Raw genomic sequence first — 11,475 nt, forward strand, 5'->3', positions numbered from 1 at the left:
ATGCCGAACATGTCGGTCACGCCATTGGCGGCCAGGGTTTCCACGAACGCTTCGGAAGGCGTCATCTTTTGCGGGCCGGTGGGGATGGCCGCTGCGGCGGCGGCTTTTTGCTCGGTCATGTCATTCATGGGTGTCTCCTGGTCTGTGGTAATGAACTGCAGCGTATTTATCAACTTATTTATCAAAAAACGGTATATTTTGTTCCGAAATTTGATATACAATTCAATTTAAGCGTTCGGCAATCAAAAGTCAAACAGAATTTCGAGGAAACGGTACAATTTGAGTTCGAAAATGAAATAAGCTGATGTAACACTCAGATACCCAACCGAGGCCACCATGGACATGATTTCATCCCCAAAACTTGAGCCGGAAAAACTGGAAGGCGACACGCCCACGATGCGTTTGTTTGCCTTGCTGGAAGTGATTGCCGAAAAAGACCAGTTGCTGTCGCTGCAAGCGCTGGTGGAAGAAACGGGGCTGCCGAAGCCCACTTTGCACCGCATGCTGCAACAGCTGGAAAGCGTGGGCGTGCTGCAGCGCGAAAGCGACGGGCGCCACTACAGCACGGGCGTGCGCCTGCGCCGCCTGGCGTCTAACCTCTTGATTAACAACACCTTCCATGGCGCCCGCCGCATGGTCTTGCGCCAGCTGGTCGAGGAAGTGGGCGAAAGCTGCAACCTGACGGCCTTCAGCGGCAGCGAAGTGGTGTACCTGGACCGGGTGGAAACGGCGGCCCCGCTGCGCTTCTACCTGCATCCCGGTTCGCGGGTGCCGGCACACTGCTCGTCGAGCGGCAAGCTGTTCCTGGCGCAAATGACGCCCGTGCAACGGCGCCGCCTGCTGGGCCACATGGAATTGACGCGCTTTACGGACAAGACGGAAACGGACCCCGTCAAGCTCGAGCGCGAACTGGAACTGGTGCGCCGCAACGGCTACGCGCTGGACGACGAGGAATTCCTGCCCGGCCTGCTGTGCGTGGCCGTGCTGGTGCCGAACCCGAACGGCCGCTCGAACCTGGCCGTGGCGATCCAGGCTCCCATCATCCGTTTGACGCACGACAAGGCTTTACATTTCTTGCCAGCATTGCAACGCGCCGCGCAAGCCCTGGCCGCCATCGAATCGGAAACCATGCCGACCACGGGCGGGGACGACGACGCATTGCAGACAGGTAATTCATAACCGCTGCGGCACCCATGCTGCGGCTTGACCAGGAGAACAAGGTGCCAGATTCACGCCAACATCCCCCCGCCGCCGCAGCGCAAACCTTGCAGTCCGTGCGCAGCCTGTTCCATATCGACAGCGACTTGCTCGTGCCCGTCTTCACGGAACGCGACCCGCACGTGCCCGACATCGATCCCGCCTACCGCTTCAACAAGGACGTGACCCTGGCCATCCTGGCCGGCTTCACGCATAACCGCCGCGTGATGGTGCAGGGCTTGCACGGCACGGGCAAATCCACGCATATCGAGCAGGTGGCGGCGCGCCTGAACTGGCCCTGCGTGCGCGTCAACCTCGACGGCCACATCAGCCGCCTGGATCTGGTCGGCAAGGACGCCATCGTGCTGCGCGAACAGCAGCAAGTGACGGAATTCCAGGAAGGCATCGTGCCCTGGTCGCTGCAACGGCCCGTGGCCCTGATCTTCGACGAGTACGACGCGGGCCGCCCCGACGTGATGTTCGTCATCCAGCGCATCCTCGAGCGCGACGGCAAGTTTACTTTGCTCGACCAGAACCGGGTCATCACGCCCCACCCCCACTTCCGCCTGTTCGCCACCTCGAACACGGTGGGTCTGGGCAACCTGAACGGCATGTACCACGGCACGCAAGTGCTCAATCACGCGCAGATCGACCGCTGGAACATCGTTGCCACATTGAACTATTTGCCGCAGGACGAAGAAACGGACATCGTGCTGGCGCGTGTCCCCGCCATGAATGACGACGCGGGCCGCCAGCTGGCAAGCCGCATGGTGGCCGTGGCCAGCCTCACGCGCCACGGCTATGCGGCGGGCGACCTCGCGTGCCTGATGTCGCCGCGCACGGTAATCACCTGGGCGGAAAACTGCCAGATCTTCCGCGATCCGGCCCTGGCCTTCCGCCTGTCCTTCCTCAACAAATGCGACGAGGCCGAGCGGCCCATGGTCGCCGAGTATTACCAGCGCTGTTTCAACGAGGAATTGCTGGCGACGGCGCCATGAAGGCCGAAGCGACGGCGCCCGCCGCCTACACGCGCGAGCAGCAGGAAACGGATGAACTGTGCGCAGGCGCCATCCGGGCGCTCAGCGGCCTAGCGGCGATACGCTACCGGGGACGGCGCCTGCACGACGGCCACCGCCCCCTGCCCATCCACGCGGCGCATCTGCAGCCCGATGCGGCGCTGCAGGATTTGCCCTCGCTGCGCGGCGCGGCCGACAGCGTGGCCCTGCGCCTGCTGCACACGGATGCGGCCCTGCACAAGTCGCTGTGCCCGCCCGAGCCCGTGGCGCGGCTCGTCTTCGAGCTGCTGGAGCAACTGCGCGTGGAAACGCTGGCGCCAGATCAGCATGCCGGCGTCATCGCCAACCTGCGCCACCGTTTCACGGCCTGGTCGCACGCGTTCTACGATTCCGGCCTGGCCGAAGGCGCATCGGGCTTGCTCTTGTATACAGTGTTCCAGATGTGCTGGTCGCGCCTGACGGCCCGGCCCGTGCTGGAAAAGACGGAAGATTTCATCGAAGCGACGCGCTGGTCCGTTTCCTCGCAACTGAGCGGCGACCTGGCGGGCTTGCGCCGCCACCGCACCGACCAGGCCGCCTTTGCGCGCCACGCACTGGCCATCGCCCATGCCGTCGATGCCATGCTGAAAGAGGCGCAAGCGGCGCGCGAGGGAGACCAGGACGACGGGGGCGACGCCAAGGCGCGGGCAGCGTTCAAGCTGCTGCTCGATTTCGACAGCGATAACGACAATGTGCCAGACGCCGCCCCGCTGGGCGAGAGCCGCGCCTTCAGCGATGGCGCTGGCGGCTACAAGGCGTACTCCACGGCCTACGACCGCGAAGACAAGGCGGGCGACCTCGTGCGCCGCGCCCTGCTGCTCGAGTACCGCGAACGCATGGATGCGCGCATCGCCAGCCTGGGCATCAACACGGCGCGCCTGGCCCGGCGCTTCACGCAATTGCTGGCCGTGCCCCAGCGCGACGGCTGGTCGTTCGGCGAGGAAGAAGGTTATATCGATGGCCGGCGCCTGGCGCAGCTGATCAGCTCGCCCTCCGAGCGCCGCTTGTTCCGCAAGGAACAATTTCTGCCCCAGGCTGATTGCCTCGTCACCTTTCTCGTCGATTGCTCCGGTTCCATGAAGACGCATGCGGAATCCGTGGCCGTGCTGCTGGACATCTTGCTGCGCGCACTGGATCAGGCGGGCATCACGACGGAATTGCTGGGCTTTACGACGGGCGCGTGGAACGGGGGCCGCGTCAAGCGCGACTGGATGCGCGCCCGCTCGCCCGCCAACCCGGGCCGCTTGAACGAACTCGTACACATGGTGTTCAAGGATGGCGAGACGAACTGGCGCCGCGCGCGGCCCGATATCGCCGCCCTGCTGAAGGCGGACCTGTACCGCGAAGGCGTCGATGGCGAAGCTGTGGATTGGGCGTGCACGCGCATGCTGGCGCGGCCGGAGCGGCGGCGCATCCTGCTCGTCGTGTCAGATGGTTGCCCGATGGATACGGCCACGAATCTGGCCAACGACGAGTTTTACCTGGCGCAACATCTGAAACAGGTGGTGGCGCGCCGCGAAGCGCAGGGCGCCGTGGAAATTTGCGGGCTGGGCCTGGGCCTGGACCTGGGCGCCTACTACAGCCGCAGCCTGGCCACCACCCTGCCCGCCTCGCTGAACAATGAGCTGTTCAGCGAGATCGCCCAGCTGATCGCCGGGCGCGGCCGGCGCTGATCAGGCGCGGGGCTTGCGGCGGCGCGCCATCACGCCGGCCAGCGCCAGCCCCGTCAGCAGCATCACATAGGTTTCCGGCTCCGGCACGGCGCTCACGTATTCATACGTCACTGCCACGCGGCCGGAAGCGGACGTCTGGAACTGCGTCAGCAAATTGCCCGCGCCGCTGCCCATCGAGGAGCCGATGGCATTCAAGCCCAGGTAAATCAAACCGCCGCCCGCCGAGGAAAACAGGGCGAAGTCGCTGGCGCTGGCGCTCGTGTAGCCATTCGAGCCCGTGCTCGAGCGCAGGCCCGTGCTGGCGCCCGAGGTGCCGGCGAAATCGATGCTGCCATCAAAGGCGCTCAGGGCGAATGTCTGCGTAAACAAGGGATTGGCCACCAGCAAGGTAGAGTTGTCGGGACGGTACAAGGTCAGCAGCGAGGCCAGGCTCAGGGTCACATTCGACGCGCTGGCGTCCAGGCTTTCCGTCCGGCCGCTGCCCTGCACGGCGCCTTCCAGATGGAATTTGATCGACGTCAGGGTGCCCAGGTTGCTGTCGAACTTGCCCAGGCCCAGGGTATCTGACCAGTTGGTGGCGCCCAGGGCGCGGTCGGCGCTGAAGCTGATGGTCTGGGTGGCCGCCTGCGCGGAAGATGCGGCGCCAAGGCTTAGCACGGCGGCTGCGGCCAGTGCGATGAGAGATTTTTGCATCGATGACTCCTGTTCATTCAATGAGGAAGAGTGGATCACGCAGTGATTCACGCAGGAAGCGCGAGGGAGGTCCCTCGCGCCACAGCCCGGCCATTCAGCTAACCAGACAATTCATTGTAATAAATGAAAGAGTCACAATATACTCAGTTTGTTGCAATTTTAAAAATAACCATTAACATTTTGATTGCTCATGCAACTATCGCAAAAGCGGACGAACGCAGTGCGACACATTGGCGGGCGCCTCAATCGACGCAGTAACGCACGGCATGCGCCTCCATCGGCAGCGGAATTTCCCAGTTCCACAGCATCGCTTGCAGCTTCTTGTTGCTGAGCGAGGTGTCGCGCTGGCCGTTGCGCCTGAGCAACTCCTTGCGCGGCTGCTCCAGGTACACGAGCTCCACCTGCGCATGGTATTTGTACAGCAGGTTGAGCGTCTTCTCGCGCATCAGCTTGGACAGATGCGTGGCATTCCACACGAACGGTTCGTGCTTGCGCAACAGTTCGCGCGCCCGCTCTTCCGCATAGTCGCCCACCTGCCCCTCGTTCTTGCCGTGCTTCAAGCCCAAGGCCGTCCGCGCATCGTCAAACGACACGACGGGCAGGCGCGGATGGTGCTTGTCCACCCACGTGTTCTTGCCCGATGCGGGCAAACCCGACATGACGATCACGTGCGAACCCGGCTCCTGGAACAGCGGATAATCGGGATGCGCCTCGGCGCCGCGAAAGTATTTGACGCGTGTGTGGTCGTCGACGAAGACCCTGCGCTGGCCATAGCAGCCCTCCTCGCGCGCCAGTTCCCGGAACAGCTCGATGGCGTCGAGGATGCGCTGCGGGTCGGGGCAGATGCGGCCGCGGATATCGGCCTCGGCCAGCATGGCCAGCAGGCGGATATCGACTTGCCACGACAGTTCGCGCACGGTAAATTCCGGCGTGACGCCGCGCCGTGATTGTTCCAGCGCAAAGAATGGCACTTGATGTACGTTAATCAGACGGCAGATTTCCTCGCGCGCGGCAAATGGCACGTCATAGTCCCACAGGGCGATGCGCGCATCGAGCGCGCCCTTGCGCGAGTGGCCGGGCTGGCCGATGGCGCCCGTCACCGGGTCGATCACCGTGGTGCTGCACTTGGCCACGTCGTGCAGCAAGGCGGCCAGGAACACGATTTCCTGTTCCGCCCGCGTGGCTTGCTGATATTCAGGCATGCCCAGCAGGGACTCCACCACCATCATCGTATGCGTCCACACGTCGCCTTCCGCGTGATAGACGGGGTTTTGCGGCGTCGTCTTCGCCAGTTCCAGCTGCGGGAAGGCAGCCAGGCAGGCGCTGAAGTCGGGCGACTGGCCCGCTGTGGGCACCAGTTGCTGCAGGGTTTTCCAGTTCATCATTGTGTACTCATTGAGTAAGCTGCCAGCTCGTCGAGCGAGCTGCAGGTATGCAAGCCCAGGCTTTCCCACGTCACGAGCGGCTGCGGCGCGTACAGGTCCACGCCGTCGGCCAGCAGATTCGGGATCAATGGCCGCGCGCTGTGGTGCGAACCGCTGTCGAGGATGGTTTGCGTAAAGTCATGCCGCACCAGCTTGTAGCGGGCCAGCACTTGCTCGTCGTCTTCCACTTTCAGGTACAAGCCTTCCGCGTGGTCGGACTTGTCCGTCTGCTTCCAGCACAGGTCCAGCGGCAAGCGTTCGCGCGCCACCACGTTTTCAAAGGCCTCACGCCATAGCAGGGACTTGGCCAGCGAATGGCGCAGCAGCTGCCACAGCTGTTTCGGCGACGCGGGCATGGTGCCCGCGTACAGCACGGGGACCGACAGCACGGGCGAGCCGGCCAGCATGGCGTGGCGGCGCGCCGTCGACAGAAACATCTGGCTGCGGCGGCAATACACGTCGAACTCGTTGAAATAATGGGGCAGCCGGTCATAAAACACGGAATGCTTGCTGTAAGACCACTCGCCAAACAGCACATACTGGTCTTCCAGCAAGCCCAGCAAGGCGTGCTCGTGCGCATGGGCCCACGGTTTCAAGAGGTTGAACTGGCGTTCGCTGCCGCCGCCCGCCAGGTAGTGGCCGCGCGACTGCAGCAGCACCTCGCCCGCATCGCTGAACGACACGGCGGAGTTGGCGCCATCGATTTTTTCCTCGATGACGACGTATTGGCCGGCCAGCTTTTTCAATGGCATCTGGTCGGAACCGTCGTCGCCGTCCTGCAGGCGCGAGCCTTCCAGGTGCGGCGTGCGCGGATATTTGAATAAGGGTAAAGATTGTAAAAACATAGCGTCCCACGCCGCGTTCACCGGGGCGTGTCCATACAGGGTCAGGGATGCTGACGACGTGTTCGGGCGTGGACGATCAAGACCTGGGTCTCGGATACGTGCGCGGAAAGAGCAAAAACAGTGCCGCAGCAATCGGGGGCGTCAACGCGCCGAACGATGCTGCAGAGAGCATTTCGTCAGCGTTAGCAGGTGATGGCGAAGAAGCGAGGCACTTTTGGCTCCAATAAGGAAGAGGTTCGAGAAAGAACCGCGAATATAAAGGCTGTTTGATTATTTTGCAAGTGGCTCATCCGTATCGTGCGCCCCCCCTGGCTTTGCAAGCTGCGTAAAATTTGCTAAGCTGGCGGCACTTCCTGTCGCTGCTGCGTGGAAAACAAACATGGCCCTTGCAAAAGGGCCATGCATTCGTTATTTCCGGAGCAGAATCGTGTTTCCCCTATCCAGATTACAAAAAGCCCTGCGCCGCCAGGGCATCGCCGTCGCCTATGCCGACGGTATTTATACGCTCAGCAATCCGCACGCCCAGGCGTCCGTGCTGCTGCCCCATAACTTTCCCCTCGAGGAAAAAGCCGTGCGACAGCTGATGGAATTTGCCGCCGTCGCCGTGCCCGGCCAGGATGGCCATGTGTGCAAGGCGTGCGCCACGCCCGACTTCCACCCTGGCAGCATCGCGCCCGTCGGCAGCATCGTCGCCACCAGCCCCGACATGGTGATCCCCGCCATCCCCGGCACGGACATCGCCTGCGGCATGCGCCTGATCACGACGGGCCTGACCCTGGCCCAGTTCGAAGCGCGCAAGCCGCAGCTGCTCGCCAAGCTCAAACACGTGCTGCTGGAAGACGGCCGCAACGTGCCGCTGCGCTCGAAGGCGTTTGCCGCCCTGTTCGACGTGGGTCCGGCAGCGTTCATCGACAGCCTGCATGACGATGGCTTGTGGCCCCGCGTCGACAAGGAGCGGCTGTTGCACGAACTCGACGCTTGCATCGCCCTGCGCGAACTGGGCGGCGGCTTGCGCCATGCGCCCGCAGCACTGGTGGGCAGGCGCGAAGTGATACGCGATCCCAGCCTGGGCACGACGGGATCGGGCAACCATTTCGTGGAAATCCAGCTGGTCGACGCCGTCATGGACCGCCACGCCGCGTACCGGCACGGGCTGGTGCCGGGCGAAGTGGTCGTCATGATCCACAGCGGCAGCCGCGACGTGGGTTTTTTTGTGGGCAGCCGCTGGATGGACCGCGCCAAAGAGGCGTGGCCGACAGGCGTGCGCCACCCGCAGTCGGGCCTGTACGGCTTGACGGGCGAACTGGCCGGCGAATACATGGGCGCCATGGGCGTGGCCTCGCGCTATGCCTGGGTCAACCGCATGGTATTGGCCGAGCTGGTGCGCGACAGCCTGTCGCAAGTGTTTGCGCAGGATCAATCGCGCCTGGTGGTGGACGTGCCGCACAACGTCATCCTGCGCGAGCATGGCATGAACATCCACCGCAAGGGCGCCACGCCGGCGCGCGAAGGCGACCTGGCGCTGATCCCCGGCTCCATGGGCGACTATTCTTATGTGGCAACTGGCATGGGCAATCCCGACTGGCTGTGGTCGTGCTCGCATGGCGCGGGGCGCAGCATCCGCAGGCAAGCCATGCGCGCCATCCGGCCCACGGTGGGCGGCGACGAGATGGCGTTCCAGTGCGTGACCCTGCGCGAGGAACGCCGCGTCGAGGAAGCGCCGATGGCGTACAAGAAGATCGGTCCCGTCATCGCTGCGCAGGAGGAAGCGGGCTTGCTGCAATCGGTGGCGCGCTTGAAACCTTTATTGACGTTCAAGGCTTAGCGCAGCAATTGCGGCACGGCCGCCGCCATCAGCGACAGGCCGATGGCGGTCAGCACGGCAAACGCGATGCGGCGCATGCCGCGCTGGGCGATCGGCGGCGGATAGCGTTTGCCGGCCATCGTGGCCAGCACGCCGACGGGCAAGGCCAGCGCGCACAGCAGCAAGACTTTTGCGTCGAGCTGGCCCTGGCTGCCCGCCATCAGCGAACGTCCACCCGCGCTGATGGCGAACAGGAAGATCAGGCTGTAGCGGATGGTGGTCAGACTCATTTCCTGGCGGTAAAACTGGTACACGAGGGGCGGGCCGGCCAGCGAAAACAGGCCCGAGAACAGGCCGCCGCACACGCCGCTGATGAAAAAGCTGCGCTTGTCCGCCGCGCCCGGTCCCGGCGGCGCCTGCAGCAGGATGCTGACGCCGCCATACACGATGGCCGCGCCCAGCAACAATTTCAACAAGGGCGCATACGCCTGATCCAGATATCCCAACAGCAACACGCCGGCCGCCATGGCCGGCAGCAAGCCGATGCTGGCAGCGCGGATGGCGCGCCAGTCCAGGTGGTGCAAGGCGCCCGGCAAGGCCACGAGGCAATTGGCAAGCGACAATAAACTGACGAGGGCCGCCAGCGCGGGCACGGGCGCCAGGCCGAGGCCGCTGGCCACGCCCATGACGATCATGCCCAGGCCAAAGCCCGTGACGGTCTGGAAATACGTGCCGGCCGCCACCACGCCCAGCAGCGCCAGCACGGGCAGGCTGAACAACTCAGCGCCCACCCTGGGCCTGCACGGCCGTCACGGCAATGACGTTGTACACGTCAATCGCGCTGCAGCCGCGCGACAAATCGTTGGCAGGCTTGTTCAAGCCTTGCAGCAAGGGGCCGATGGCGACGGCGCCGCCCATGCGCTCGGCCAGCTTGTAGCCGATATTGCCCGCGTCCAGGTTCGGAAATACCAGCACGTTGGCGCGGCCGTTGACGACGGAATCCTTGACTTTTCTCTGGGAAATCTCGGCCACGATGGCCGCATCGAGCTGCACGTCGCCATCGATGGCCAGCAGCGGACGCTGGGCCTTGACCCGGTCCGTGGCCGCATGCACCTTGTCGACGGCCGCGTGGTGGGCGCTGCCGCTGGTGGAAAACGACAGCATGGCGACCCGCGGTTCTTCCATCAGCAAGGCTTGCGCGCTGTCGGCGGCGGCCATGGCGATGTCGGCCAGTTCCTCGGCCTTCGGATCGACGACGAGGGCGCAGTCGGAAAAGATGAATCCGCCCTTCAGGCTGTGGAACGGTTCGCACAACATCATCAGGAAAAAACTCGACACGAGCTTGAAGGCCGGGTCGACGCCGATGATCTGGATGGCGCTGCGCACCACGTCGGCCGTCGTGTGCACGGCCCCCGCCACGCAACCGTCGGCGTCGCCCAGGCGCACCATCAGGTTGGCGTAGCACAGCGGATCCTGCACGGCGATGCGCGCCTGCTCCACCGTCATGCCCTTGGCTTGACGCAGCACAAACAATTGCTGGGCATAGTGTTCCGACTCGTCGGACGTTGCCGGGTCGACCAGGCGCACGCTATCGAGGTCGAGCCCGTGCTCGTGCGCCAGGGCGAGGATGGCGGCCGGCTGGCCGACGAGGGTGATGTGCGCCAGACCTTCGGCGGCAGCCCGCGCGGCCGCCTGCAGCACGCGCGCATCGCCGCCCTCGCACAACACGATGTTTTTCGGCACGGCGCGGGCTTGCTCGATGATGCGGTGCAGGGCTTTCATGGCGACTCCAATTCGGTAAAAAAAGTGCCGGAACCATGGAAGCATAAAGATGGTTCCGGCACATAAAACCCGGCAAGCCGGGGTCATACAAGGATCGGTCGGGGTGGTGTCGGATGACGCCGGGCCTGGCTACTGCCCGGGTGGTGTCGGATTACGCCGGGCTTTGCCCGGCTAATCCGACCTACCCGCAATGCCCTCCACACGTAGGTTGGGTAGGTTGGATTAGCCTGAAAGGCGTAATCCAACAACCTCAGCGCATCAAACGTAGTCTTTATACTTATCCAGATGACGAATTGGTTTACTCAGCGCATCGCGGCGGAACGGGTCGCCCAGCTCGCGCGTGCACATGATTTCGATGATGGTTGTCTTGCCTTCATTCATCTGCATGTCGATCGCCTTTTTCAAGGCCGGACCTACGTCTTCCAGCTTGTCGACCGTGATGCCTTCGGCGCCCATGGCGCGCGCAATTTCCGCGAAACTCTGGTTGTCGAGCTCGCCGGCAACGAAGCGGCGGTTGTAGAAATCGACCTGGTTCTTCTTTTCCGCGCCCCACTGGCGGTTGTGGAACACCACGGCGGTGACGGGAATGTTGTGGCGCACGCAAGTCATCGTTTCCATCAGGCTCATGCCCCAGGCTCCGTCGCCCGCATACGACACGGCCGGACGGTGCGGCGCGGCCACCTTGGCGCCGATGATGGTCGGGAAGGCATAGCCGCAGTTGCCAAAGCTCATCGCCGCAAAGAAGCTGCGCGGCTTTTCAAAGCGCAGGTAACTATTCGCCACCGAGTTGATGTTGCCGATGTCGGTCGACACCATCACGTCTTCCGGCATGGCTTTTTCCAGCTCGCGCAGCACCTGGCGCGGATGCAAATAATTGCCCGGCTCTTTCTTCTGCTCTTCGATCATGTCCAGGCTGTACGCATCCTTTTCATGGGTCCAGTTCGTCAATTCCTCTTCCCACGCGGCCTTCTCCGCTTGCACGGTGGCGTACCGCTCGTCGCG

10 protein-coding genes are annotated in these 11,475 nt (G+C 63.5%); 4 read left to right on the plus strand and 6 right to left on the minus strand.

The window, feature by feature from the left end:
* Positions 1 to 336: 336 nt before the first annotated feature.
* The 3 genes from IGS60_RS28045 to IGS60_RS28055 are packed head-to-tail and all read left to right on the plus strand — an operon-like array spanning position 337 to position 3,925.
* Positions 337 to 1,179, plus strand: coding sequence for an IclR family transcriptional regulator (locus tag IGS60_RS28045; protein ID WP_070223846.1), 843 nt, complete (start codon positions 337 to 339; stop codon positions 1,177 to 1,179).
* Positions 1,180 to 1,220: 41 nt separating this feature from the next.
* Entirely contained in the window at positions 1,221 to 2,195 is a 975-nt protein-coding gene (locus IGS60_RS28050; RefSeq protein WP_230506883.1) for an AAA family ATPase, read from the plus strand.
* Complete coding sequence (locus IGS60_RS28055; protein WP_230506884.1) at positions 2,192 to 3,925, plus strand: cobalt chelatase; 1,734 nt, start codon at positions 2,192 to 2,194, stop codon at positions 3,923 to 3,925. The genes IGS60_RS28050 and IGS60_RS28055 overlap by 4 nt, the downstream gene beginning before the upstream one ends.
* Here the strand turns inward: IGS60_RS28055 and IGS60_RS28060 are convergent, their stop codons facing one another.
* From IGS60_RS28060 to IGS60_RS28070, 3 genes are all read right to left on the minus strand, one after another.
* Positions 3,926 to 4,618 carry a choice-of-anchor E domain-containing protein gene (locus IGS60_RS28060; RefSeq protein WP_070223842.1) on the minus strand — a complete coding sequence of 231 codons (693 nt, stop codon included), beginning with the start codon at positions 4,616 to 4,618 and terminating at the stop codon, positions 3,926 to 3,928.
* 242 nt (positions 4,619 to 4,860) lie between these two features.
* Complete coding sequence (locus IGS60_RS28065) at positions 4,861 to 6,000, minus strand: AAA family ATPase (RefSeq protein ID WP_230506888.1); 1,140 nt, start codon at positions 5,998 to 6,000, stop codon at positions 4,861 to 4,863.
* Positions 6,000 to 6,887, minus strand: a complete 888-nt coding sequence (locus IGS60_RS28070) for an RNA ligase family protein (protein ID WP_230506885.1) — start codon at positions 6,885 to 6,887, stop codon at positions 6,000 to 6,002. The genes IGS60_RS28065 and IGS60_RS28070 overlap by 1 nt, the downstream gene beginning before the upstream one ends.
* A gap of 427 nt (positions 6,888 to 7,314) precedes the next feature.
* Here IGS60_RS28070 and IGS60_RS28075 point away from each other — a divergent pair, with 427 nt between their 5' ends.
* Complete coding sequence (locus tag IGS60_RS28075) at positions 7,315 to 8,712, plus strand: RtcB family protein (RefSeq protein ID WP_230506886.1); 1,398 nt, start codon at positions 7,315 to 7,317, stop codon at positions 8,710 to 8,712.
* On the opposite strand, the gene IGS60_RS28080 is transcribed toward IGS60_RS28075, so the two are convergent.
* The 3 genes from IGS60_RS28080 to IGS60_RS28090 form a co-directional block, all read right to left on the minus strand.
* A complete protein-coding gene (locus tag IGS60_RS28080) occupies positions 8,709 to 9,470 on the minus strand; it encodes a sulfite exporter TauE/SafE family protein (RefSeq protein WP_230506887.1) in 762 nt (253 codons plus the stop codon). The two genes, IGS60_RS28075 and IGS60_RS28080, sit on opposite strands and share 4 nt — an antisense overlap.
* Position 9,471: 1 nt before the next feature.
* The gene (gene pta / locus IGS60_RS28085; RefSeq protein WP_070292322.1) at positions 9,472 to 10,473 is read right to left on the minus strand and encodes a phosphate acetyltransferase; all 1,002 of its coding nucleotides are present in this window, start codon (positions 10,471 to 10,473) and stop codon (positions 9,472 to 9,474) included.
* A gap of 258 nt (positions 10,474 to 10,731) precedes the next feature.
* A partial coding sequence (locus tag IGS60_RS28090) for a thiamine pyrophosphate-dependent enzyme (protein ID WP_230506147.1) occupies positions 10,732 to 11,475 on the minus strand: 744 nt, incomplete at its 5' end.

Origin of the sequence: Janthinobacterium sp. FW305-128, assembly GCF_020858135.1 — a bacterium.
Taxonomy (GTDB): Bacteria; Pseudomonadota; Gammaproteobacteria; order Burkholderiales; family Burkholderiaceae_D; genus Janthinobacterium.